Here is a 26,439-nt window from a genome sequence, read left to right on the forward strand (position 1 = left end):
CCAATATTAAATTTAAACATATTGATGTTTATAATGAACGTTATGATCCCCAAGGAAAAGTTTTAGCATCAGATTTTAAATTCCCATTTGAAGCAAATAGTTTTGACTTTGTTTTTTTAACCTCGGTTTTTACTCATATGTTTGAAAAATATTTGGAAAATTATCTTATTGAAATTAGAAGAATTTTAAAACCTAATGGGAGATGTTTATTCACGTTTTTTTTGCTCAATGAGGAAGCAGAAAAACGAGTGTCCAAGGGTAAAAGCGCATTTACTTTTAAATAGAAGAATAATAGTTGTTTTATTTTGGTGGTTGGAGTGGTATAGATAATTATTTAAGTTTTCAGGATATTATAATAGGAATCAAATGCTAATTAAAGTCTATTAATTTATGATTTAATATTAAAAAGTTTATATGAAAGTAACTACACTATCCATTGTAATTCCGGCTTATAATGAAGCTTTAACCATTTATATGATCTTAGATAAGGTACGAAAAGTTGAACTGTTGAATAGCATAGAAAAAGAAATCCTTATTGTAAATGATTGCTCTCTAGATAATACAACAGAAATCGTAAAATCTTATATAGAAAATCACCCCACAATAAATATAAAATATTTTGAGCATCATATCAACATGGGTAAAGGATCAGCACTTCATACTGGAATAAAAAATGCAACAGGTGATTATATTGTTATACAGGATGCCGATTTGGAATATGATCCTAATGATTATAACGAATTATTAAATCCTGTTATTAATGGACTTGCCGATGTAGTTTATGGTTCTAGGTTTAAAGGTAGTAAAGCCCATAGAATTTTGTTTTTTTGGCACACCATCGGCAATAGGTTTTTAACTTTTTTATCCAACATGTTTAATAATTTAAACTTGTCTGATATGGAAACTTGTTACAAATTATTTAGAACAGATTTGATACAGAGTTTGGATTTAAAGGAACAGCGTTTTGGTTTTGAACCAGAGGTTACTGCAAAAATTTCTAGAATTCCAAAAGTAAGGATATACGAAGTTGGTATATCCTATTATGGACGTACATATGATGAAGGTAAAAAAATAAATTGGAAGGATGGTTTTAGAGCAATTTATTGCATCTTTAAATATGGGATTTTTAAATAATTCTTATGAGAAAAAATTACAAATATTTTATAATAGGAATTGTCTTTTCCTTATTTTTTTTATTAATAACCAAACCCTTTAACTTAGGAGTTACTCCTGATTCTGTTAATTATATTGAAGTTGCTAGAAATATATCGGAAGGGAAAGGAGTTGTTGATAATTATGGCAATTTAGTTAATCATTGGCCACCTTTATATCCATTGTTTTTAGGTTTAAATTCATATCTTTTTAATATAGATGTTATTGATGCTGGCCTATATTTAAACCTTATTTTAGCGTTAGTGTATGCCTCTTTATTGATCTTGATAATGAATGAATTAAAAATAGTTGATAGTCTTAAACTTGTTTCATTACTTCTTGTACTGTTCTCTATTTCAACTACTGAATTCCTTTTGTTTACAAGTGAAGGATTGTTTGTAATGTTTCTTATGTTGACCTTATATCTTTTTGTTAAATGGATAAAGTTAAATTCAAGCCTTATTTTAATTTTTGTTGGAATTTCTAGTGGTTTTTTATTTTTAACAAGATATGCTGGAGTAGCTTTTATTGGCTCAATTTGCCTATATATATTATTTCTATCTAATAAGATTTTTAAAGTTAAATTGTTGAATTTATGTATTTATCTTGTTTCAGTTTTTTTAATAATTGCAATCTGGATTACCTATACATTAAAATTCCCAACAACAGTTGTGGATAGAACAATTGGATTTCACATAATTAGTTTTTCAAAAATTAAATTCGGGTTTCATGTTTTTTATGATTGGTTTTTTTATAATAAGTACTTTTTTGGAACAATAGTATTCTTGACTATATTTTTTTTGTTTAAAGTCAATAAACTTAAGTTAAAAAAAAATAACATATCTTTTTTTAACTTTCTTTTTATAGGAACCTATATAATTTTTCTATTAATCTCGATTTCTTTTTTTGATGCACATACACCATTAGATTATAGGATATTGATGCCAATATACCCAATGCTAATTTTGTTAATTGTTACTTTTTTTAATTATTATTATACCTATAGTAAGTTAAATATATATATATATATAATTTTATCTGTTTTACTTCTTAGTGTTTGTGTATCTTCAGTTCCCGTATGGAAAAATCATTTTTTTAATGGTCAAGGGTTTTCTGGAAAAAAATGGAAGAATTCTGGTGTAGTGGATTATTTAAAACAACACCAAAATTTGAACTTGTATACTAATGCCACAGATGCCTTGAGGTTTTTTACTCGATTACAGGGAGAATTTATCCCAATTAAATATTATCCTAATATTAAACAATATAATATGAATTATGAAGCTGACATATTGAAAATGAAAGGACAAGTGATAAATGGAACAAAACAAATATTATATTTTGAAAGTGTAGATTGGCGTGATTATTTAATGTCTGAAAAAGAGTTGTTTCGGGAATTTAAGGATTTTGAAATAATTAGCTTTAAAGATGGTTTCTTAATTAAATAATGAATTTTATAAAAATTTGCTTTATTACCAGAGAATATGCCCATCCCAAAATGGGCAAAACAGGAGGGATAGGGGTATTTGTCAAACAATTCACCCAGGAGCTACAGCAACGGGGGCATAATATAACAATCTTTTCATTTGGCTCGACAGCAATGGAGTTTAAGGATCATGGAGTGCAGGTGGTAAGCATTAAGGACTTAAGTACAATTAATGAACGCATAAAGAGCCCTTTCAGACGTTTTAAAATACCGGGATACATCACCTTAAAGCGGGGCTTGGAATTCGTTAATCGCAGGTTCATTTCCTGGAAAGCCTCCAAGTTTGTTAGCAAACAAGGCTTTGATTTGGTAGAGTTTCACGACTATGGAGGCGATGCTTGTTACTTCAAGGGGCAATTGCCCAAAGTGGTCCGTTGCCATGGCTCTGGTCTAACCTTGCACCAATTCATGGGCTACGATAATAGGCTGTCAGACACAATTTTCGAACGTCGTTTTTTTAAACGCATACATACCAATGTCATAGCGGTATCCCAACACTCGGCAGACATAACCCAAAAAAGCTTCAATTTGCCTCAGCGACCTACAGTATTATACAATGGGGTCACGATGCCGGTCTTGCCAACTCGTAAAAACTATTTACAAGAACCAACCCAGCCTTTTAGCATCTTTTATTTTGGCTCCATTAGGGAAAGAAAAGGGATCGACATAGCCTGCAGGGTCTTTAATAAGGTACTGGAGCATTTCCCTCAGGCTACCTTTCATATAATGGGCAATAACAATAACGATTATTGGAACCAAAAGGCAATTAACCTCTTGTCAGACAAAGCACGTCTGCAAACCACCTATCATGGAGCCGTTCCAAATGCCGAAATTGAATCTTACTTGCAAAAGGCCCATGTAGTGCTCTTTCCTTCTTTTGGGGAGAATTTTTCCGTTGGACTACTAGAGGTAATGGCCTTGGGAAAAGTGGTCATTACCTCAAACATACCATCATTTCAGGAAATCATCCAACATGGTGTTAATGGTTTACTGGCCCAGATAGAAGAAGACTATGAAGTCCTGGTCACACAACTGTTTCTGAATAAAATAAATGCGGAGCAGCTGTCTACCGAAGCAAGAAAGACGATTGAACAAAACTTCGATTGGAAGCTTCTTATAGAGAAAAACATAAAATATTACCAATCCTTGATTTAAACTGCAGTTGAAAGAGCATCTAAATACCCAACCCTTAATCTCTGTTGTGATGGCCACCTATAATGGAGAGAAATTTATAGCCGAGGCCATCCAAAGTATCTTGGACCAGACCTATAAAAACTTTGAGTTCCTTATTGTGGACGATGGTTCTACCGATAGGACTCAGGAAATTATTCGGGGTTTTAGGGATCATAGAATTAGGTATATAAAAAAGGAAGCCAATACAGGAATTGCAGATAGTTTAAATAAGGGGATTGCTCAGGCCCAAGGAACCTACATCGCACGAATGGATGATGATGATGTGTCTTTTCCTCATCGATTGGAAAGGCAATTGGAAGTATTTGCAAACGATAATCAAATAATTTTTTGTGGGACTTCAGTTGAGGATATAAATGGGAAAACATTGGGAACTCCTTCTCAACATGAGGATATCTCTCTGAAACTAGTCTTTTCAAACCCTATTTTTCATCCCACAGTTATGATTCCTAGAGAAATTCTTTTACTGGAGAGGTATAATCCTAATGCGGTTCCGTCAGAAGATTATGATTTGTGGAGTAGATTGATTTTTAAAGGGAAATTCCATCAATTGGAAGAAGCTCTACTTTATTGCAGGATACATCAAACTAGTGTAACGGCAAATAGAAGAAAAGAACAGCTAGTACGCAACATTCCAATAGCTCAATATATTCATAAAAAGTTAGGAATTTTGACTCACCCAGAGCAGGATGACCTTTTACGGGCTTTTACAGAACACGATTATACTATTAATGGCATAGAGCTGAGAAGTTTGGTGTCATGGTTTGAGAAGTTAAAAAAGGGTAATGCAGATAAGCGCATATTTGATAAAGAAAAATTTGATTCTCTATCACAAAGACAATTAGAGGGATTTTTGATATCTTATTTTATAAATAGAAAAATAGTAGAAAAAATTGGTCCCTTTATATTTTTACCTATAAAATATAAAATCAAGATTTTAAATTATTATTTGAAAAAAAATAAAGAGGTAACTTAAAGTTAATTGGAATGTTTATATCAATAGGATATATAGCTGTAAGTATATTCTATGGGAAATTCATTGTTCTCTTTGTTAAAAGTATAAAATATAACATCTTTAAAGTATTATAATTATTGCTGTATGACTTTTTTAATAGTAAAATTTTGATATGAAGTCCCGGCTGATATCAATTATTATACCCACATATAATAGAGCAGGCTTATTAGGGAGACCCTAGATTCCATATTGGTGCAGTCATATGCCAATTGGGAATGCCTTATAATTGATGATGGATCTACCGATAATACTTCTGAAATAGTAAAAACCTATATAGAAAAAGATAATAGATTTAGATATTTTAGGCGAACGGTACCTTATAAAAAAGGCCCCTCTGGATGTCGAAATTTTGGGTTGTTTAAAAGTGAGGGAGAATTTATAAATTGGTTTGATTCTGATGACCTAATGCAGCCTTCCAAACTAGAAAAGGACTTAAAAGCTTTAATGAAAGGAAATTATGATTTTACAATTTCTCAAACATTATTTTTTAATAATGATACCAAGCGGGAAATGGAATTTTGGAATGAGTGTTTATACAGTCAGGATCCTGTAAATGATTTTATTTTAAAAAAAATAGGGTGGAGTACCAATGCACCTCTGTGGAAAAGAAAATCTTTGGAAAATGTAGAGCTAAATTTTAATGAAGATTTAATAGGGCCAGATGATTATGACTATCATATCAAAGCTTTGTTGAAAAAATTGAAGCCAGCAATTATAGATGAGGTTCTTGTAAAAAATAGAGTGCATCCCAATAGGATAGAGTATGATAATGGTAAGTCCTATTCTAGGTCAATAATTGTTAGCGAGTTGTTGGAAAATAAAGATGAGTTTGAGCTTTCCGATGAATGTGTCCTGTGTCAATATAAACTAAGCTTTTACCTTGTGAAAAATATGTATAGAAATAAAAAATTGCGGGAAGCAATGGCGTTTTCTAAGAAACTTTTTAGTTTGAACAAGCATATTTTTACAAAAACAAAAATAATCAAATTATATAGTATTGGTCTATTTTATAAAATTACCAATAGGGGCTATAGCTGGTTTGACAAGGTAAAATATAATAATTAAAGAAAATTAAGGAATTGAAAATAGCCATTTTTTCGGGTTCTGTACCTAGTACTACATTTATAGAACATGTAATTCTTGGGGTAGCCTCAACCAACGAAGTGTTATTATTTGGTGTTAGGGAGCGCTTACATAACTACGAATCTAAAAACATAAAATGTTATATAACTCCTAAATCCCACTATAAAAACTTACTAATAAGTACATATAGGGTCGGCCTATTGGCCATAAAGGCGCCAAAAGACTTGCTAAAGCTAATTAAAGTCATAAAAAAATATCCTAGGGTATACGACAAATGGATTTGGTTTACAAAGTTTCTACCCATTATTTTATACCGTCCAGATGTGTTTCATATACAATGGGCTCGGGATTTAGAGTTCTACTGGTTTTTAAAGGAACAATTTGATATAAAAATTGTGGTAAGTTTTTTGGGGTCACACATCAATTATAGCCCTATAGTACAGCCCTATATGGGGCAAATTTATAAGGAGGTGTTTCCTTTAGTAGATGGCTTTCATGCGGTGTCCAAAGCAATTGCTTTGGAAGGACAAAAGTATGGAGCCAATTCTTCCAAAATAAAATTGATACGGTCCCCAATTCAAGAAACTATCTTTAGTGAGTACAGGCCTCCTCAAAAACATAAAAATCAACCCCTAAAACTAATCTCTGTAGGGCGCCATCATTGGGTGAAGGGCTATAAATTTGCCTTATTGGCCATAAGCTATTTATATAACACACTGGGGATAGAATGTCATTATACCATTATAGCACAGGGGAGTCCATCCGAAGAGCTACTCTTCATGCGAAATCGGTTAGGACTGGAAAAATTGGTGAGCTTTCAAAAAGGAATGCCTCAGGAAACCTTGTTCAAGTCTCTGCAAACTTTTGATGCACTCTTACTACCTAGTTTAAATGAAGGGGTTGCCAATGTGGTTCTTGAGGCGATGGCTTTAGGTATTCCAGTAATATCTTCCGATTGTGGGGGGATGGACGAAGTAGTGCTTCCAGGAAAAACAGGGTGGTTGGTGCCTGTTTATGATCCAGAAGCGATGGCGAAGGCGGTCTTGGAGGTGATACATATCTCTGAGGAAGTCTTGCAGCGGATTACCCAAAATGCCCATGATTTGGTGAAGGCGGAGTTTTGTGCTGAGCACTCTATCCAACAGTTTCTGGAACTTTATGACCAGGTGTTAGGAGGTGTCATTACGAGCGAGACACGAGCGAAGTAATCTTTAAAATGAAAAGACAATACCATAAAGAGATTGCTTCACTCCACTGCGTTCCGTTCGCAATGACGCCTTTGGTCATTACGAAGGAGGCACGAGCGAAGTAATCCTTACAATGGAAGGCCCTCCCTTAAAGAGATTGCTTCACTCCACTACGTTCCATTCGCAATGACCCCTCCGTCATTACGAAGGAGGCACGGCTGAAGTAATCCGTACAATGAAAAGGCCTACCCTTAAAGAGATCGCTTCATTTCACTGCGTTCCATTCGCAATGACCCCTTCCGTCATTACGAGTGAGGCTCGAACGAAGTAATCTGTACAATGAATCTGCGATACCTTAAAAGATTGCCGCGCTCCACTGCGTTCCGTTCGCAATGACGCTTCTTAAAAATACAGGGACCGCATTGAATTGAGCCTATGAAAAGTAAAACAACCAACCATCAGACAGGTCTTGCCATTCAGGATTAGTTAGTTTGATCAAGTCTTCTTTTCGTTTTCTGTTGCCAGCCTTAAGTTGTTTCTCTCTGGAAATAGCCTGAGTGATAGAATCAAATTCCTCATAATACACCAACTTGTCACAATTATATCTATAGGTAAAACCTTTATAAACGTTTGTTTTGTGCTGATAGACTCTTTTGAGTAGATTGCTGGTGACGCCTATATAAATAACCGTATTGTTTTTGTTGGCCATAAAGTATACATAGGCTTTTTTCATAGTTTAAATTTATAAAATTTACGTCATTACGAGTGAGGTACGAGTGAAGTAATCCGTAAAAAGAAAAGGCCCTCACCCCAAAAATACAGCGTCATTACGAAGGAGGCACGACTGAAGTAATCCTTATAATGAAAAAGCCTACCCTTAAAAAGATTGCTTCATTCCACTGCGTTCCGTTCGCAATGACCCCTCCGTCATTACGAAGGAGGTACGACTGAAGTAATCTGTACAATGGAAGGCCTACCCTTAAAAAGATTGCTTCATTCCACTGCGTTCCGTTCGCAATGACCCCTTCCGTCATTACGAGTGAGGCACGAGCGAAGTAATCTTTAAAATGAAAAAGACCTCACCCCAAAGCCCAGCGTCATTACGAAGGAGGTACGACTGAAGTAATCCGTAAATATAGAGGGCTTGTTGTAACCATAGGAAGCCCTCACTTCCTTTACAAATCAGACTTGCTCCTAATTAAGTCCAATCAAGAAGAAAAATACCAATCCATTTCCTATATTAGCGCAGTAGCTAATGAAAACCATCAAAACACCCATCATTCCGAGTAAACAGACCTTTACTAAGGTAAAAGCTCCTCATGAACTGCATTTGGAGGCTATTTGTGTGTTTACAGCCATTGGTTTTTTTCTGGATAGCGATACGTATTGGAAGGACCAGGAGGTATTGCGACCTGCCAGTGTGCATGAATTGGATGCCGAGGGGTATTTGCAAGGTTCCAAGCCCTATTTTAAATGGGCGTACCGACCGGAAGACCTTAATTTTGCCCAAGCATTGGAGCGGTATGGAGATCTATTGGAGGAGATTGTCGGAGGGCAGGTAGCGGGACAAGAGGTCATTTTGCCTTTGTCGGGTGGTTTGGACAGTCGGACTTTGGCAGTGGCTTTACAGCAGACAGGTGCCTCTGTGGCAAGTTATAGTTATGATTTTGCTGGGGGCTATCCAGAAACCGCTATTGCCAAGCAACTAGCAAAAAGGGCAGGCATGCCTTTTCAGTCGTTGCAAATTCCTAAAGGTTATTTATGGGAACGTTTAGAAGATCTTGCCAATTTGAATGGCTGTTATGCCGATTTTTGTAGTCCTAGACAAATGGCCGTTACAGAACATTTACAGGGATTGGGAAGTTTATTTCTTTTGGGGCATTGGGGGGATGTACTGTTTGATGATATGAAAGTAAATGACTCCCTTCCTTTTGAGGCGCAGTTAGAGGTGTTGCTAAAAAAGCTTTTAAAGCCCGGAGGATTGAAATTGGCTCAACAATTATGGAAGATATGGGACTTGGAAGGCAGTTTTGAAGCTTATTTGAGGGAGCGGGTTAGCAGTTTGCTAAAGGCTATTGACATTCCTGAAAGTGCGAATGCCCAGATCAGGGCTTTTAAGAGTTTGTATTGGGCCCCTCGATGGACTTCAGTAAATTTGTCGGTGTTTGAGAGTGTCCACTCTGTGTCCCTTCCTTATTATGACAATCGCATGTGTGCATTGATTACCAACATTCCTGAAGCCTTTTTAAAAGGGCGGCAGCTACAAATTGCCTATATAAGGGAACGTGCACCACACTTGGCCAAGGTATCCTGGCAGGACCAGCGCCCTTTCCACCTCACTAATTATCATTGGAATAAAGCGCCTTTTAATTGGCCCTATCGCCTTATCAATAAAACGCAACGGACTATAAAGCAGCGATTAGGGACTCCTTATGTTCAGCGTAATTGGGAGTTACAGTTTTTAGGGGCTGAGAACCAGTCGGCTTTGGAAGCTTATTTATTAACTTCGCCGATGGTATTGGGTTTGCGACAATCTTTTATCAAGGAGGCGATTGGTAAGTTTTATGAGCAGCCCAACCCGGAAACGGCCCATACCATAAACATGTTATTGGTTTTGGCTGCTTTTAACCAACAAGAGGCTTCTGGCTTAGTATCAGGAGCAGCAAGAAGCGTATGACAAAACGTATAAAAATACTCTTTACCATCCCTAATTTTGATACCGCAGGAAGCGGGAAGGTGGTTTATGATTTGGTAAAGGGATTGGATAAGACGCTATTTGAACCGCATATTGCCTGTCAGCATGACGGCGGTGCTTTTTTTAAGGAAGTAAAGGGCTTAGGTGTGCCCATTCATATCGTCAACTTTTGTGTGCCCTACCGTCCATTTTATAGCTTAGCATTTAGAATACGAACTATAGCCCGTTTTTTTAAGCGGGAGCAATTTGATTTGATCCATTCCTGGCATTGGAGTTCGGATTTTACGGAGGCCTTGGCTGCCAAATGGACGGGTATCCCCTATGTGTATACCAAAAAGGCTATGGGATGGGGCAATAAGGCCTGGCATTGGCGCAGTCAGTTAAGCACCCAAATCATTGCCGTTAATAGGGATATGGAAACAGGGATCTTGGCATCTTATAACGATAAGGTGCTGTATATGCCCTTGGGGGTCGACCTTCAACGGTTTCGCCCCTTGAACCGAACGAGGACCACTCCTTTAGGACATGGTTTTAAAGATAGCGATTTTGTTATTGTATCTGTCGCCAATTTGGCTCCTGTAAAAGGGATTGAAGTGTTGTTAGAGGCTGTACAAAGTTTGGAGGATTTAAGAATTAAGGTGCTGATTGTGGGAGACCATGAGAATGCCTATGGAAAGGAACTAAAGCGTACTTATTCATCTTCTCAGATTATGTTTATAGAGAAACAATTGGATGTGAGGCCCTTTTTGGCCGTTGCCGACCTGTTTGTGATTCCTACCAAAGATGAGGGACGTAAGGAAGGTTTGCCGCTAGCTCCCTTGGAAGCCATGGCTTCGGGGCGTGTGGTGATAGGTTCCGATATCCCGGGAATTCGGGATTTGCTTGAAAATTGGGATGACTTATTGTTCCCAGCGGGGGATGTAAAGGCCCTTAGTGATAGCCTTCAGGCATTTTTAAGTTTGGATGTCAAGACCAAAAATGCTTTGGCCACCGATATGTTGCAGCGCGCCCAAAATCAATTTTCCTTAGACAAGTGCATACAAGAACATCAAAAATGTTACCAACAAATATTGAAAACCTATGCTGTTTAATTCGATAGATTTTGCCGTTTTTTTACCCTTAGTATTTGCTTTGTATTGGGCGTTTGGAGGGGAGCGCCGCCAACTGCAAAATGTTTTGATCGTCATTGCCAGTTATGTGTTTTATGGCTGGTGGGATCCGCGCTTTTTGGCCCTGATTGCCTTTAGTACGCTTGTGGATTATGGTATAGGTCTGGCATTAGGGAAGAGAGCCAATCCTAAAGAACGTAAATATTTGTTGTGGACCAGTATTGTGGTGAATCTGGGGCTTTTGGGCTTTTTTAAGTACTATAATTTTTTCATAGCTAATTTTACCGAAGCCTTTTCGTTTTTAGGGAAGGAGATCCAACCGAATACCCTTCATATTATCCTGCCCGTAGGCATTAGTTTTTATACCTTTCAAACCTTGAGCTATACCATAGATGTGTACCGACAGCGCTTGGGGCCCACCAAGGACTTTATCGCTTTTGCCGCTTTTGTGAGTTTTTTTCCGCAATTGGTGGCTGGCCCCATAGAGCGGGCCTCCCATTTGTTGCCACAGTTTCAAACACGACGTGAATTTAAGTATCAAAAATCGGTAGACGGCTTGCGTCAAATACTATGGGGGCTTTTTAAGAAAATAGTGATTGCCGATAACTGTGCCCAGTTTGCCAATACCATCTTTGAACATCATACCGAGCATTCGGGAAGTACCTTGTTTTTGGGAGCCATTTTTTTTGCCTTTCAGATTTATGGGGATTTTTCGGGCTATTCGGATATCGCTATAGGAACGGCCCGCCTATTTGGCTTTGATTTGATGCAGAATTTTGCAACCCCTTATTTTTCTAGGGACATTGCTGAATTTTGGAGACGTTGGCATATCTCCTTATCCACCTGGTTCCGGGATTATGTCTATATTCCCTTGGGGGGATCTCGAGGCTCTAAAGGACAGGTGTTGCGAAATGTGTTGGTTATTTTTTTAGTGAGTGGCTTTTGGCATGGCGCCAATTGGACTTTTTTGGTGTGGGGAGGCTTAAATGCCGCCTACTTTTTACCTTTAATTCTCTTAAAACAACACAGGAAGCACACCGAAGTTGTGGCACAAGGGCAGTTGTTGCCCAATTTTAGGGAATGTTGGCAAATGGGGAGTACCTTTTTATTAACAGTTGTGGCCTGGGTATTTTTTAGGGCTGCTAGCGTGACGGAAGCCCTGTCTTATCTTAAAGGTGTTTTTAGTGCCTCCTTGTTTTCGATTCCGGAGATACGGCCAAGTTTTTTATTGGTGTTGTTGGGGCTATTTGTTTTGGTAGAATGGCGTGGTCGGGAAGGGCGGTATGCCATAGAGCATTTATGGTTTAGGTATCCCAAAGCCTTACGGTGGGGGCTTTATTATGTGATTGCTATGGTGATATTTTTATACGGAGGAAAGGAACAGGAGTTTATATATTTTCAGTTCTGATATGAGGAAGTTTTTATTAAAATCTTGTGGGTTTTTGATGCTACTTTTTATAAGTGCTTTAGGAATATTTGCTTTAGCCGATGGACATGCAGATGCCTTTTATTTAAAATTTACAAGTCCTAAACAGCACTCATTGATAATTGGGTCTTCTAGGGCAGCACAAGGGATACAGCCTAGGATATGCAATGCCCTATTGCCTGGTGTAAAACTGTATAACTATGCATTTTCGAGGATACATACACCCTATGGGGAACCCTATCTGCTCAGCATTAAAAGAAAGTTGGACCCTGAAGTACATAATGGCGTGTTTGTTTTGGAGGTCAATCCCTGGACCATTTCCGATACTAGGGAAGAAAGGACCGATGGGGGTTATTTTAGGGAGTCGGAATCTGTTTTGGGGAAAGTCAAATATGTAAATAGGGCACCAAACATTCCTTATTTGCTCTATTGTTATACAGGTAGGAACATTGAGTTGATTACAAAAAAATGGCCAAATTACCATGGCGAAAATTTGGAAGTTCGGGACGATGGTTGGTTTGAGGTCGCTTTAAAAGATGATCAACACAGAAAAGAACAAAGGGTAAAGGCTACCCTAAATAGCTATAGGGAAATGAGGGAGGAATATTTGGGAGCTTCAAAACGGCGCTTGGAATATCTACAGACCATAATAGAATATTTAAAAAGGCATGGAACAGTACTATTGTTAAGAATGCCTGTAGATAAGGCAATGAGGGAAATGGAATACGAATGGATGCCAAATTTTGATATAAAAATGGAAAAATTGGCCAAGGAAACAAAAGTTGAGTATTGGAATGCAGCTTTACAGCATCAAGAATATGAGTATACAGATGGCCATCATTTAAGTATCAACTCAGGAGAAGAGTTTTCAAAAGAACTTGCTAAATTTATTTTGCAGTGCCAAGAACAAAACAAAAAATAAAAATAGGGCTGGTCTTATCAAGGACTCCTAATTATTCGGAGACATTTTTTAATTCCAAAATAAAAGGATTGATACAGTCCGGCTATGAGGTAACGCTGTTCGCACAATTTCACGACCCCTCATTCAATTTATGCAAGGTAGTCTTGGCTCCAAAAGTATATAAGGATAATGCAGTGCTTCAAATATTTGCAATGCTCTGGGGGTATACCAAGTTAGTCTGTCGTTGTCCAAAACGATTATGGAAATTGATGGTATTGGAACGCAAAGAAAAAAAAGGGGGGCTGCAAATCGCCAAAAACATGTATAATAATGCGCACATGCTTACCGCAGATTTGGATTGGTTACATTTTGGCTTTGCTACCATGGCCATACAAAGTGAAGTCGTGGCAGAAGCTATCGGAGCAAAAATGGCAGTGAGTTTAAGAGGCTATGATATGGACATATATCCCAAAAAGCACCCAGGGTGTTATGGTTTGTTATGGCGCAAAGTGGATAAGGTGCATGCAATATCTAAATACATGGAGACTAGGGCGAAAGAAGAAGGTTTGGAGGAGGGGGTCCCTGTTCAAATAATAACGCCTGCATTGGATGTGCAACGGTTTTCAAATCTGCCACAAAATTTAAGAAAGGAAGGAATGTTCTTAACAATTGGTCGATTACATGAAATCAAAGGAATAGATTTAATTCTTAAGGCACTCAAAGAACTGAAGGAACAGGGAGAGACGTTTATCTATAGGGTCATAGGAGAAGGAAAGGAAAGGCGAGTTTTGGAGCGATTGATTGTAGACCTTGGTTTAGAAGATGAAGTGGTTTTAAAGGGAAAGCAAACGCATGAAATGATAGTAGAACATTTAAGAAATACGGAGATCTATGTTCAATATAGTTTGTCGGAAGGCTTTTGTAATGCCGTTTTGGAAGCCCAAGCAATGGGTTGCTTGTGCATAGTGTCCAATGGTGGAGCCTTACCTGAAAATGTCTTAGATGGGGAGACTGGCTGGGTTGTGCCTAAGAATAATCCAAAGGCTTTGGCAGGGAAAATTTTGGAAATAAGCCAGTTGACAAAGGAAGCTAAAGCAAAAATAAGGAAGGCCGCACAAAAAAGAGTGAGTAATGAATTTAATTTGGAATCCCAGCGCAAACAGTTCGAAGCATTTTATACCAATTAACTAAAACTTAGGAAATGAAACTAGTCAATTTTGTCAATAACCCTAGAGCTTACGTAGATAAAGCTAAGGACTTTTTGGTTAATAAAGGCCGTGTGATCATGCATGCTGGAGATAATGTAAAATGTGACATCTGTAATTGGAAGGGGACCCAATTTTTCAAGGGAAAGTGCCCTAAATGTAGGTCACTTCAAAGAACTCGTTTGATGCCCTTTGCTTTAGAATACTTTAACTTGTTACAAAACCCTAAGAGAGTACTTCATATAGCACCCAATCTAAATGAAAACACTTACATGGCAAAGAATTTGCAGGAGGGGAGTACATATGATAGATTGAATATAAGACCAGTAAAACATATCAATATAGTACAGGACATTACCCGTACCAATTTACCTTCTGAAAATTACGATTTGGTAGTCGCATGGCATGTTTTGGAGCATATTGTCCAGGATGTTCAGGCAATTGAAGAGGTCTATCGTTTGTTAAAACCAGGAGGTCATTTTTTGGTGAGTGTGCCAATCTTTCCGTTAAAAAGTCTCCACACTTTTGAAAATTCGGAAATCCCTTATAAGGATTTTGAAAAAGTCCATGGGCACTATGACCATTGTAGGAGTTGTGGCCTGGATTATTATTTGCGGTTTGAAAAAGTCGGATTTAATACACAAGAACTGAAAGTCCAAAATCTACCGCCTTCAGATACAGAAAAGTTTGGCTTGTTTGAAGATCACGTAGTTTGGTGTTTTCAAAAAAGCTAATGGCGAGAGCTGCCTTTTTGGTTAATCACATTAAAAACATCGTCATAGGGTAGTCCCGTATACTCACAAAATTCCTTAATGGTCACCAACTGGTGCTTGTCTTTATGGTGTAAAAGCTTAATGTCTCTAATAAGCTCACGGGCAGAGCGCTCACCTTTACCGGTAAGCCATGAAACGTCTTTGGGGTAAATACAAATCCGGTACATGTGTGCCTCTGCATATAGTAGCGCCAATAGGCTACAGTTAGTAAAATCATATATCTAGGGAAAGTCACAAAATAGAGTTTTGTAAGATATGTAACGTTAAAAACAATAATTTCTTATAGAGTATAGGAAGTTTTTTTGCGTTTAGTCCATCTAGGACAGCGGAAGCCTAAATAAAACACGGGGCATTCCAATGCTTATACCCCATTTGGCCTTCATTCCCGCTTGCTAAAAAGGTTGTTTGAAGCCTCCTGTGGATCTTACCGTGAGCAACCAAAAGAGTCTCAATGTTCCAGGCTGTGTTCAACACGCGGCGCTTACAAAATAGGGGCTCTTAAGGGCTGTTGGCTAGTGTCGTATCAAGCACCAGACAATTCCAAAAATTCTGTACAGATGCGCCATAGCTTAGGTATGGCTTAAGCATGGGAAAGCCATCCCGCATGCATTTAGGTATAAAGGGAGAAATGGGGAGAAAACGGAAGAAACGGCAAAAGAAGCATACATTGGGGAGAATTGGGAAAGTATGGGCACCACTGGAAAGAAATGGAAGGAAATGTAAAAGTGGACAAAGAAAGGTGAAATGCAACTAAATAGGAAAGCTTGGCATACACCCATCCAAAAAAACTTCGAAGTTTGAATAGTGGCAGTTGGTAGGTCCCAGTATATACCAAACAGTGGCCAATGTTTAAGCGCGCCTGGAACCATCAGCTTGTCCTAAAAGAAGTTCAACAACGTCGTGGTTTACGACATAAAAATGAAAATTATGGCAAAACTAAGAAGCATAATCAAGATCGAAGGCACCTTGGGCGATCTTACCTTCTACAAGGGCAAACAAGGGTATTTGGTAAAAACCAAAAGCGGAGTCAGTAAAGCCCGGATCCAATCCGATCCTGCCTTTGCGAGAACTCGGGAAAATGGCACCGAATTTGGCAATGTAGCATCTGCTGGGAAACTCCTTCGCAGAGCCATTCTCGATCTCATGGTCGACGCCAAAGATGGTTTGGTAACCTCTCGATTGACCCAGGTAATGGCTAAAGTAAAAAACGCCGATACCACCTCTGCTAGGGGAGAGCGTAATGTGGCTTTGGGCCTGCAGTCAATCCAAGGGCAAACAGAGCTGAAGGGCTTCAATTTTAACGCCAACGCCTTGTTGGGAGTGGTACTCCGTTCAGATTTCAACCTCGACACGGCCACCGGTACGGTAACGATCCCTAACATCATACCCATCCAGAATTTGGAAGTGCCCGACGGGGCTACCCATGTGAGTTTGATCGCTGGGTTTTTGAACTTGGATTTTGCAACTCAGGAAAAGGACTTGCAACTAAGCCCGGTCACCAACCTTCCTATCGATGGGGTGGCGTCCTCCATTACCCTAACCCCTGTAGGGGTACCGGTAGGTGCTGGAAACCAGTGCTATTTTCTGAAAGTAGCCTTCTTCCAAGAAGTAAATGCCGTGCAATATCCCCTAAACAATGGCGCTTTCAATGCCTTGCAATTGATAGACGTTTTGTAAAGTTTGTGTATAAGAGTAGTAAGAAGAGAGGGTTTAAGCCCTCTCTTTGTGCATTATGGAGCCCTTTCAAAAAAAACGTAAGGAAGTTAACAAACTAAGGGGCTTTTAGTATTTTTAAGCACCAAAATGAAAGTGGCCTAAGGAGAGTATAAGTCCAGGGCGGCTTTAAATCCTAATCAATCTAGTGAAGCATGCTTTTTAAATTCCTGAACTATCTCCAACCCACCCATTATTTTTCTTTACACAAGACTGGTGGAACGGGAGTATTCCCTAGGGTAGAGGTCTTACCAGAAGTGGTTAAGTCGCAGTTGGAAGCGGATACGCGTTTTGAAAGTGAGTTGGCACAACAGTACGACCTGTCTTGGCAGGCTTTGCAGAAGGGATATGTTGGGGATGCTGAGGTCTATTCTCAAACAGAAGCTTTACCTTTAATAGACGAGTACCGGTTTATCCGCAAGTACTTTAACAAGGCTTGGGTATGGTATGTGCTGGGATTGCGCTTGGGCAGTTTTTGTAATCCTATTAAGGAAGTCGGAGCCTTTTGGCGTAGTCGTCATGCTATACGTAGTACGTATTTAAACCAGCCTTTAGCTCATGAAGGGTGGGATGGTTTTGAAAGCTCTTTGTTAGAAAAGGGACCCAAAGTATCTGTCGTTATTCCGACTTTAAACCGCTATCCGTATTTAAAGGATGTCCTGAAGGACTTGGCACAGCAGGACTACCCTAATTTTGAGGTGTTGGTGGTGGACCAGTCCCAACCCTTTCAAGAGTCTTTTTATAAGGACTTTGGGTTGGATTTGCAAGTGGTTTACCAAGAGGAACAAGCCCTTTGGTTGGCAAGGAACCGAGCGATACAAGAAGCTCAAGGCGCTTATTTTCTGTTGTTTGATGATGATAGCCGAGTGGCACCCAATTGGATTGCTTCCCATATGAAGGCTTTGGATTTTTTTAAGGCCGATATTTCTTCAGGGGTATCTATTTCGAAAGTGGGAGCCAAGGTGCCTGAGCACTATGCCTTTTTTAGGGTGAGTGATCAATTGGATACCGGAAACGTTTTGATTACACGGGAAGTGTTTGAGGCCATAGGCCTGTTCGACCGGCAGTTTGAAAAGCAGCGTATGGGGGATGGGGAGTTTGGACTTCGCTCCTATTTGGCTGGTTTTTTGAACGTGTCCAACCCCTATGCCGAGCGTTTGCATTTGAAAGTGGATAGTGGGGGGCTTCGGGAGATGGGTAGTTGGGATGCGTTTCGAACCAAAAAACTGTTGGCGCCAAGACCTATTCCAAGTGTGCTGTATTTTTTTAGGCGTTATTTTGGTAATAGGGCCGCCAGATATGCTCTGTTGCGCACCGTGCCTATGTCTATTATGCCTTATCGCTTTAAGCAAAACCGATTCATGTTGGTTTTGGGAGCTTTTCTGTCGGTATTGCTTTTGCCTTTGGTTGGAATGCAGGTGTGGCGATCTTGGCGTTTGGCCAGTAGAAAGTTGGAGGAGGGGCCGATGATTGGGGATTTAGAATGAAGAATTTAGAATAAAGAGCAAAGAATCAAGAACCAAGACTAAATGTAGTAGTGAGTAGTGAAAAATTAAGAATGAGGAATGAAACATGGAGGAGCAGAGTAAAGAAGGGGATGGAGAAATTTGTAGGTATTTTACTTTGTATGAACTATTTGTTGTAGGGTAAATCCTGATTTGTTGATAAGAGCGTGTATAAGGTGTTTATAAGTTTGGGTGTAAGATGTTGAAAACCATGTGTATAACTAATTGTGTGATATCTTGTGTGACACTTTTTTATAGCTACCTTAGTACCAGTTAATAGCAGTATCTTCAAAAAAGCCTTTCCGGTATTCATTTTATAGAGGTTGATTAGTGTTCGGAAGGGCTTTCTTGTTTTTTGTAGTAAGTAGTGATAATAGAGAGGAAAGAGACAAGAGTCAAAAGGAAAGAACCATGAGTGGTGCTCTCCGATAAACTCAGGGTGATATTGTTAACTTGCCATGCGTATATTGGTTCACTTTCGATAAGGGACTTGTTTTCATATGTGTTTTGGATTTATATATTGAGTAAAAGGCATGCCTTGAGGTATGTCTTTTTTGTTTTGGACTATCCTTTATATATGACAAAGGGATATTTGGGATTTATGCAGGCTGTACACAATATATATAGTATGTATTCAAAAAGGGGGTGTCTAGAACAGCTCAACACACCACTTCCTATAAACCATGAAACATTTCCACAATCAAACACTTCAATTTCAGACTTCTAAAATTCCTATCTCAAAATATTTTTCAAAAACACAAAAAAAGAGTTGCACATATCCAAAAAGGCGGTATATTTGCACCCGCAAAAACAGCGAGTGCTGTTGTAGCGGAAGGAGTTCATTGAGAGTATCGGTTATAGGGGTTTTGAGAGGTGATTGCGCCACGAAAAAAAACTTTTTTAAAAAAAAAAAACCGAACTGTTTGTGAGACTCAAAAAAGGGTTCTATATTTGCACCCGCTTAAGCGCTGAGCTTAAGAAAAACAAAGAAGACAAGTTCATTAACATATTGAATTGACAGCGTAAGATTGGATCTTTAATAAGATTTGGTCGAACAAAGAACAAGCCATTTTGAGAACCAAGAAAATTCCGTTTCGGGAGTCTGAATAATATTTAAGATTTAACGATGAAGAGTTTGATCCTGGCTCAGGATGAACGCTAGCGGCAGGCCTAACACATGCAAGTCGAACGGCAGCGGGGAAAAGCTTGCTTTTCCGCCGGCGAGTGGCGCACGGGTGCGTAACGCGTATGCAACCTACCTCTTACAGGGGGATAGCCCAGAGAAATTTGGATTAATACCCCGTAGTATACCGATGTGGCATCACAATGGTATTAAAGTTTCGGCGGTAAGAGATGGGCATGCGTTCTATTAGCTAGTAGGTGTGGTAACGGCACACCTAGGCGACGATAGATAGGGGCCCTGAGGGGGATCCCCCACACTGGTACTGAGACACGGACCAGACTCCTACGGGAGGCAGCAGTGAGGAATATTGGACAATGGGCGGGAGCCTGATCCAGCCATGCCGCGTGCAGGAAGACTGCCCTATGGGTTGTAAACTGCTTTTGTACGGGAAGAAACACTCCTACGTGTAGGAGCTTGACGGTACCGTAAGAATAAGGATCGGCTAACTCCGTGCCAGCAGCCGCGGTAATACGGAGGATCCAAGCGTTATCCGGAATCATTGGGTTTAAAGGGTCCGTAGGTGGACCGGTAAGTCAGGGGTGAAAGCCTGCAGCTCAACTGTAGAACTGCCCTTGATACTGTCGGTCTTGAGTCGTTGTGAAGTGGTTAGAATATGTAGTGTAGCGGTGAAATGCATAGATATTACATAGAATACCGATTGCGAAGGCAGATCACTAACAACGTACTGACACTGATGGACGAAAGCGTGGGGAGCGAACAGGATTAGATACCCTGGTAGTCCACGCCGTAAACGATGGTCACTAGCTGTTCGGACTTCGGTCTGAGTGGCTAAGCGAAAGTGATAAGTGACCCACCTGGGGAGTACGTTCGCAAGAATGAAACTCAAAGGAATTGACGGGGGCCCGCACAAGCGGTGGAGCATGTGGTTTAATTCGATGATACGCGAGGAACCTTACCAGGGCTTAAATGTAAGTTGCATGATCTGGAAACAGACTTTCTTCGGACTACTTACAAGGTGCTGCATGGTTGTCGTCAGCTCGTGCCGTGAGGTGTCAGGTTAAGTCCTATAACGAGCGCAACCCCTGTTGTTAGTTGCCATCGAGTAATGTCGGGAACTCTAACAAGACTGCCGGTGCAAACCGCGAGGAAGGTGGGGATGACGTCAAATCATCACGGCCCTTACGTCCTGGGCTACACACGTGCTACAATGGTAGGTACAGAGGGCAGCCACTGCGCGAGCAGGAGCGAATCCACAAAACCTATCACAGTTCGGATCGGAGTCTGCAACTCGACTCCGTGAAGCTGGAATCGCTAGTAATCGGATATCAGCCATGATCCGGTGAATACGTTCCCGGGCCTTGTACACACCGCCCGTCAAGCCATGGAAGCCGGGAGTGCCTGAAGTCCGTCACCGCGAGGAGCGGCCTAGGGTAAAATTGGTAACTAGGGCTAAGTCGTAACAAGGTAGCCGTACCGGAAGGTGCGGCTGGAACACCTCCTTTCTAGAGAAAGACGACGAAACTGGAAAAAGGAGCTTAAGGTGCGCCTGTTCTTTTGCTGTTAATTTAAAAATGACCTATTAAGTAGAGTCTCATAGCTCAGCTGGTTAGAGCGCTACACTGATAATGTAGAGGTCGGCAGTTCGAGTCTGCCTGAGACTACAAAATCCAATGATCAGTTGCCAATAGGCAATTAACAATTGGAAATAAGTTCATTAAAAACTGAAAGGAAATTTTAGAGGTTGAGTAGCCGTTATAAGTACTGTTAACTGATAACTGTTAACTGACAGCTAAAGATAACGGGGGATTAGCTCAGCTGGCTAGAGCGCCTGCCTTGCACGCAGGAGGTCATCGGTTCGACTCCGATATTCTCCACGAGTCCCTAAGGGACAGAAGTTCATTGACATATTGGAAAGATATACATGAAAAATAAAATGTTATTGTAACGAGCAATAACGTAACTCATTAAAAAGACAAAAAGTACAATAAGCTAAACAAGGGCGTATGGGGAATGCCTAGGCTCTCAGAGGCGAAGAAGGACGTGATAAGCTGCGAAAAGCTGCGGGGATCGGCACATACGATTTGATCCGCAGATATCCGAATGGGGCAACCCACTATATTGAAGATATAGTATCCGCAAGGAGGCGAACCCGGGGAACTGAAACATCTAAGTACCCGGAGGAAGAGAAAACAAAAGTGATTCCGTTAGTAGTGGCGAGCGAACGCGGATTAGCCCAAACCAATATTGTTACGGCAATGTTGGGGTTGTAGGACTGCGACATTTGATGCACAATGAACTAGAACGCTTTGGAAAGAGCGACCATAGAGGGTGATAGTCCCGTATAGGCAAAGCGTGTTATCGATAGCAGTATCCTGAGTAGCGCGGGGCACGTGTAACCCTGTGTGAATCTGCCGGGACCATCCGGTAAGGCTAAATACTCCTGAGAGACCGATAGTGAACCAGTACCGTGAGGGAAAGGTGAAAAGAACCCCGAACAGGGGAGTGAAATAGAACCTGAAACCATACGCCTACAAGCGGTCGGAGCCCCATTGGGGTGACGGCGTGCCTTTTGCATAATGAGCCTACGAGTTACCGTTGCTGGCAAGGTTAAGGGCTTCAGGTCCGGATCCGTAGCGAAAGCGAGTCTGAACAGGGCGACCATAGTCAGTAGCGGTAGACGCGAAACCGTGTGATCTACCCATGGGCAGGGTGAAGCTGTGGTAACACACAGTGGAGGCCCGAACCGGTTGACGTTGAAAAGTCTTCGGATGACCTGTGGGTAGGGGTGAAAGGCCAATCAAACTCGGAAATAGCTCGTACTCCCCGAAATGCATTTAGGTGCAGCGTTGATCTAGTTTTATAGAGGTAGAGCTACTGATTGGATGCGGGGGCTTCACCGCCTACCAATTCCTGACAAACTCCGAATGCTATAAAATGTTGGTCAGCAGTGAGGGCATGGGTGCTAAGGTCCATGTCCGAGAGGGAAAGAACCCAGACCATCAGCTAAGGTCCCCAAATGTATGTTAAGTTGAATAAACGAGGTTGAACTGCTTAGACAGCTAGGATGTTGGCTTGGAAGCAGCCATTCATTTAAAGAGTGCGTAACAGCTCACTAGTCGAGCGGTTCGGCATGGATAATAATCGGGCATAAACATACTACCGAAGCTATGGACTTTTAAAAGTGGTAGGGGAGCATTGTAGTGCCGCTGAAGGTGTGTCGCGAGGCATGCTGGAGGAGCTACAAAAGAAAATGTAGGCATAAGTAACGATAATGCGGGCGAGAAACCCGCACACCGAAAGACTAAGGTTTCCTCAGCTATGCTAATCAGCTGAGGGTTAGTCGGGACCTAACGCGAACCCGAAGGGGGAAGTGGATGGACAACGGGTTAATATTCCCGTACCTGCCCGCAACAAAAGTGACGGAGGCGTATATTTGGTGCGCACTGACGGAATAGTGCGTTGAAGCGAGTGGTAACACCGCGATAGTACACTGAGTCTACGGACAAGGTGATAATCCAGAGAAGCGACTTCCAAGAAAAGCGAGCGAGGCAGCCCGTACCGTAAACCGACACAGGTAGTTGGGATGAGAATTCTAAGGTGCTCGAGAGATTCATGGCTAAGGAACTAGGCAAAATAGACCCGTAACTTCGGGAGAAGGGTCGCCCCACTCCGGTGGGGCCGCAGTGAAAAGGTCCAGGCGACTGTTTATCAAAAACACAGGGCTCTGCTAAATCGAAAGATGACGTATAGGGCCTGACACCTGCCCGGTGCTGGAAGGTTAAGTGGAGGGTTTAGCTTTACGCGAAGATCTGAAATGAAGCCCCAGTAAACGGCGGCCGTAACTATAACGGTCCTAAGGTAGCGAAATTCCTTGTCGGGTAAGTTCCGACCTGCACGAATGGTGTAACGATCTGGACACTGTCTCAGCCATGAGCTCGGTGAAATTGTAGTATCGGTGAAGATGCCGATTACCCGCAGTGGGACGAAAAGACCCCGTGAACCTTTACTATAGCTTAGTATTGGCTTTGGACAAGTAATGTGTAGGATAGGTGGGAGACTTCGAAGCGGCGTCGCCAGGCGTTGTGGAGTCATTGTTGAAATACCACCCTTTGCTTGTCTAGAGTCTAACCCCTGTTGGGGGACAGTGCTTGGTGGGTAGTTTGACTGGGGTGGTCGCCTCCAAAAGAGTAACGGAGGCTTCTAAAGGTTCCCTCAGCACGCTTGGTAACCGTGCGCAGAGTGCAATGGCATAAGGGAGCTTGACTGAGAGACATACAGGTCGATCAGGTACGAAAGTAGAGCATAGTGATCCGGTGGTTCCGCATGGAAGGGCCATCGCTCAAAGGATAAAAGGTACTCCGGGGATAACAGGCTGATCTCCCCCAAGAGCTCACATCGACGGGGGGGTTTGGCACCTCGATGTCGGCTCGTCACATCCTGGGGCTGGAGAAGGTCCCAAGGGTTGGGCTGTTCGCCCATTAAAGTGGCACGCGAGCTGGGTTCAGAACGTCGTGAGACAGTTCGGTCTCTATCTACTGTGGGCGTTAGAAATTTGAGTGGATCTGACTCTAGTACGAGAGGACCGAGTTGGACGAACCTCTAGTGTACCTGTTGTTCCGCCAGGGGCATTGCAGGGTAGCTACGTTCGGAAGGGATAAGCGCTGAAAGCATATAAGCGCGAAACCCACCACAAGATGAGATTTCTTTAAAGGGCCGTGGAAGATGACCACGTCGATAGGCTACAGGTGTAAAGGCAGTAATGTCATAGCCGAGTAGTACTAATAACCCGTAGGCTTATTGTACGCGTTCTTTTTATAGGTTGCAAAAAATATTTCATGGATATGTTTCCATTATGTTAAGATATTGGTCCAGAAATGGACAGACGATTTAAGGCGGTTATAGCGACGGGGCTCACCTCTTACCTTTCCGAACAGAGAAGTTAAGCCCGTTAGCGCCGATGGTACTGCACCTGTGGGAGAGTAGGTCGTCGCCTTTTTTGAAGCCCCCAGCATCATATGCTGGGGGCTTTTTGTTTTTGGGTACTTTTACTTTTCTGATTTCCATTCTTTATTTTTCATAGCTGGTGTAAATTCTGTTTTAAAAATTTTAATCGATCTCCTATTTTGTTGTTAGTTATACTATGGAATTATGGTAAAAGAACTTTTAAGGGAAAGACATGGCAATCCATACTTTATCATATTGGTTATTTTTTCATGGTTTTAACTAGTTCTATTAGCTAACTAGGTGTAACAGATAAGATCTTGGTTGTAGGGATGCTTTTTTGGTAGGACTGATACACGTCCGATTGCTTGAAAAGCTATTAGAATTTGACGTAGCGCCTAGCGTTCTTTAAGTTTTTTGACCAACTTGTTATGCAATAGTGTCAACTTTTGTTAGTTATTTTTTCAGGTACAAAGGATAGGCTAGGTGTTGAGATATAATTAGACGGAATTTGTTATCCTACTTAAAATTTATTTTGAGTTTTCTCATAGAATGTAGGTAGGAGTATTCAATAGAGATTAAGGGTAATTCTTAGAGTGACTTTTATCCAGGATGGCTATTTTTAAATATGGAAGGGTTAAATCTATGTACTGCTACATGAGAATTTGAAATTATTTATTATATTTAATGCCCTTTATTTCAGAGCTCTATATTTTTGGAGTATAAAAACTTTCCAAAAACACAAAAAAAGAGTTGCACATATCCAAAAAGGCGGTATATTTGCACCCGCAAAAACAGCGAGTGCTGTTGTAGCGAAAGAAGTTCATTGAGAGTATCGGTTATAGGGATTTTGAGATGCGATTGCGCCACGAAAAAAAACTTTTTAAAAAAATAACCGAACTGTTTGTGAGACTCGAAAAAGGGTTCTATATTTGCACCCGCTTAAGCGCTGAGCTTAGGAAAAACAAAGAAGACAAGTTCATTAACATATTGAATTGACAGCGTAAGATTGGATCTTTAATAAGATCTGGTCGAACAAAGAACAAGCCATTTTGAGAACCAAGAAAATTCCGTTTCGGGAGTCTGAATAATATTTAAGATTTAACGATGAAGAGTTTGATCCTGGCTCAGGATGAACGCTAGCGGCAGGCCTAACACATGCAAGTCGAACGGCAGCGGGGAAAAGCTTGCTTTTCCGCCGGCGAGTGGCGCACGGGTGCGTAACGCGTATGCAACCTACCTCTTACAGGGGGATAGCCCAGAGAAATTTGGATTAATACCCCGTAGTATACCGATGTGGCATCACAATGGTATTAAAGTTTCGGCGGTAAGAGATGGGCATGCGTTCTATTAGCTAGTAGGTGTGGTAACGGCACACCTAGGCGACGATAGATAGGGGCCCTGAGAGGGGGATCCCCCACACTGGTACTGAGACACGGACCAGACTCCTACGGGAGGCAGCAGTGAGGAATATTGGACAATGGGCGGGAGCCTGATCCAGCCATGCCGCGTGCAGGAAGACTGCCCTATGGGTTGTAAACTGCTTTTGTACGGGAAGAAACACTCCTACGTGTAGGAGCTTGACGGTACCGTAAGAATAAGGATCGGCTAACTCCGTGCCAGCAGCCGCGGTAATACGGAGGATCCAAGCGTTATCCGGAATCATTGGGTTTAAAGGGTCCGTAGGTGGACCGGTAAGTCAGGGGTGAAAGCCTGCAGCTCAACTGTAGAACTGCCCTTGATACTGTCGGTCTTGAGTCGTTGTGAAGTGGTTAGAATATGTAGTGTAGCGGTGAAATGCATAGATATTACATAGAATACCGATTGCGAAGGCAGATCACTAACAACGTACTGACACTGATGGACGAAAGCGTGGGGAGCGAACAGGATTAGATACCCTGGTAGTCCACGCC

18 protein-coding genes, 2 tRNA genes and 4 rRNA genes (1 of these 24 cut by a window edge) are annotated in these 26,439 nt (G+C 41.0%); 21 read left to right on the forward strand and 3 right to left on the reverse strand.

Annotated features, from left to right (window positions below):
* The first annotated feature begins 5 nt into the window (after positions 1–5).
* From RBH95_RS16685 to RBH95_RS05705, 7 genes are all read left to right on the forward strand, one after another.
* Positions 6–284, forward strand: coding sequence for a methyltransferase domain-containing protein (locus RBH95_RS16685; protein WP_374047825.1), 279 nt, complete (start codon positions 6–8; stop codon positions 282–284).
* Between the two features lie 130 nt (positions 285–414).
* Positions 415–1,134, forward strand: coding sequence for a glycosyltransferase family 2 protein (locus RBH95_RS05680; RefSeq protein WP_307901727.1), 720 nt, complete (start codon positions 415–417; stop codon positions 1,132–1,134).
* 5 nt (positions 1,135–1,139) lie between these two features.
* A complete protein-coding gene (locus RBH95_RS05685) occupies positions 1,140–2,600 on the forward strand; it encodes a glycosyltransferase family 39 protein (RefSeq protein ID WP_307901728.1) in 1,461 nt (486 codons plus the stop codon).
* A complete protein-coding gene (locus RBH95_RS05690) occupies positions 2,600–3,793 on the forward strand; it encodes a glycosyltransferase family 4 protein (RefSeq protein WP_307901729.1) in 1,194 nt (397 codons plus the stop codon). The genes RBH95_RS05685 and RBH95_RS05690 overlap by 1 nt, the downstream gene beginning before the upstream one ends.
* A gap of 7 nt (positions 3,794–3,800) precedes the next feature.
* Complete coding sequence (locus RBH95_RS05695; RefSeq protein WP_307901730.1) at positions 3,801–4,805, forward strand: glycosyltransferase; 1,005 nt, start codon at positions 3,801–3,803, stop codon at positions 4,803–4,805.
* 204 nt (positions 4,806–5,009) lie between these two features.
* Positions 5,010–5,909, forward strand: coding sequence for a glycosyltransferase family 2 protein (locus tag RBH95_RS05700; protein WP_307902235.1), 900 nt, complete (start codon positions 5,010–5,012; stop codon positions 5,907–5,909).
* 14 nt (positions 5,910–5,923) lie between these two features.
* Positions 5,924–7,135 (forward strand): glycosyltransferase family 4 protein, encoded by a 1,212-nt coding sequence (locus RBH95_RS05705; protein ID WP_307901731.1) that lies wholly within the window; start codon positions 5,924–5,926, stop codon positions 7,133–7,135.
* A gap of 412 nt (positions 7,136–7,547) precedes the next feature.
* Here the strand turns inward: RBH95_RS05705 and RBH95_RS05710 are convergent, their stop codons facing one another.
* Together RBH95_RS05710 and RBH95_RS05715 are read right to left on the reverse strand one after the other, a co-directional pair.
* Complete coding sequence (locus tag RBH95_RS05710) at positions 7,548–7,847, reverse strand: GIY-YIG nuclease family protein (protein ID WP_307901732.1); 300 nt, start codon at positions 7,845–7,847, stop codon at positions 7,548–7,550.
* 94 nt (positions 7,848–7,941) lie between these two features.
* A complete protein-coding gene (locus RBH95_RS05715; RefSeq protein ID WP_307901733.1) occupies positions 7,942–8,148 on the reverse strand; it encodes a hypothetical protein in 207 nt (68 codons plus the stop codon).
* Positions 8,149–8,369: 221 nt separating this feature from the next.
* Between RBH95_RS05715 and RBH95_RS05720 the strand changes: the two genes are divergently transcribed.
* Genes RBH95_RS05720 through RBH95_RS05745 form a run of 6 tightly spaced genes read left to right on the forward strand, consistent with a single transcriptional unit; the run spans position 8,370 to position 15,184 of the window.
* A complete protein-coding gene (locus tag RBH95_RS05720) occupies positions 8,370–9,791 on the forward strand; it encodes an asparagine synthase-related protein (RefSeq protein ID WP_307901734.1) in 1,422 nt (473 codons plus the stop codon).
* Positions 9,788–10,900, forward strand: coding sequence for a glycosyltransferase (locus RBH95_RS05725; protein ID WP_307901735.1), 1,113 nt, complete (start codon positions 9,788–9,790; stop codon positions 10,898–10,900). The genes RBH95_RS05720 and RBH95_RS05725 overlap by 4 nt, the downstream gene beginning before the upstream one ends.
* Positions 10,890–12,326, forward strand: a complete 1,437-nt coding sequence (locus RBH95_RS05730; RefSeq protein ID WP_307901736.1) for an MBOAT family protein — start codon at positions 10,890–10,892, stop codon at positions 12,324–12,326. Before RBH95_RS05725 ends, RBH95_RS05730 begins: the two co-directional genes overlap by 11 nt.
* 37 nt (positions 12,327–12,363) lie before the next feature.
* On the forward strand, positions 12,364–13,266 hold the full coding sequence (locus RBH95_RS05735; RefSeq protein WP_307901737.1) for a hypothetical protein: 903 nt from the start codon (positions 12,364–12,366) through the stop codon (positions 13,264–13,266).
* Positions 13,242–14,432, forward strand: a complete 1,191-nt coding sequence (locus tag RBH95_RS05740) for a glycosyltransferase family 4 protein (RefSeq protein WP_307901738.1) — start codon at positions 13,242–13,244, stop codon at positions 14,430–14,432. Before RBH95_RS05735 ends, RBH95_RS05740 begins: the two co-directional genes overlap by 25 nt.
* 14 nt (positions 14,433–14,446) lie before the next feature.
* A complete protein-coding gene (locus RBH95_RS05745) occupies positions 14,447–15,184 on the forward strand; it encodes a class I SAM-dependent methyltransferase (RefSeq protein ID WP_307901739.1) in 738 nt (245 codons plus the stop codon).
* Here the strand turns inward: RBH95_RS05745 and RBH95_RS05750 are convergent.
* A complete protein-coding gene (locus RBH95_RS05750) occupies positions 15,181–15,417 on the reverse strand; it encodes a hypothetical protein (RefSeq protein WP_307901740.1) in 237 nt (78 codons plus the stop codon). The genes RBH95_RS05745 and RBH95_RS05750 overlap by 4 nt on opposite strands.
* A 706-nt stretch (positions 15,418–16,123) precedes the next feature.
* On the opposite strand from RBH95_RS05750, the gene RBH95_RS05755 reads away from it, so the two are divergent.
* The 8 genes from RBH95_RS05755 to RBH95_RS05790 form a co-directional block, all read left to right on the forward strand.
* Positions 16,124–16,900 (forward strand): hypothetical protein, encoded by a 777-nt coding sequence (locus RBH95_RS05755; RefSeq protein ID WP_307901741.1) that lies wholly within the window; start codon positions 16,124–16,126, stop codon positions 16,898–16,900.
* Positions 16,901–17,091: 191 nt separating this feature from the next.
* Positions 17,092–18,423 carry a glycosyltransferase family 2 protein gene (locus tag RBH95_RS05760; RefSeq protein WP_307901742.1) on the forward strand — a complete coding sequence of 444 codons (1,332 nt, stop codon included), beginning with the start codon at positions 17,092–17,094 and terminating at the stop codon, positions 18,421–18,423.
* Between the two features lie 1,141 nt (positions 18,424–19,564).
* Positions 19,565–21,087, forward strand: a 16S ribosomal RNA gene (locus RBH95_RS05765).
* A gap of 85 nt (positions 21,088–21,172) precedes the next feature.
* Positions 21,173–21,246 (forward strand) — tRNA-Ile (locus tag RBH95_RS05770).
* Between the two features lie 139 nt (positions 21,247–21,385).
* Positions 21,386–21,459: transfer RNA gene (locus RBH95_RS05775), tRNA-Ala, on the forward strand.
* 108 nt (positions 21,460–21,567) lie between these two features.
* Positions 21,568–24,387, forward strand: a 23S ribosomal RNA gene (locus RBH95_RS05780).
* 86 nt (positions 24,388–24,473) lie between these two features.
* A 5S ribosomal RNA gene (gene rrf / locus RBH95_RS05785) occupies positions 24,474–24,581 on the forward strand.
* A 1,049-nt stretch (positions 24,582–25,630) separates the two neighbouring features.
* Positions 25,631–26,439 (forward strand): 16S ribosomal RNA (locus RBH95_RS05790) (it continues 716 nt past the right edge of the window).
* The 16S, 23S and 5S rRNA genes sit together here with 2 tRNA genes alongside, the layout of an rRNA operon.

The organism is Mangrovimonas sp. YM274 (assembly GCF_030908385.1).
GTDB lineage: Bacteria > Bacteroidota > Bacteroidia > Flavobacteriales > Flavobacteriaceae > Mangrovimonas_A.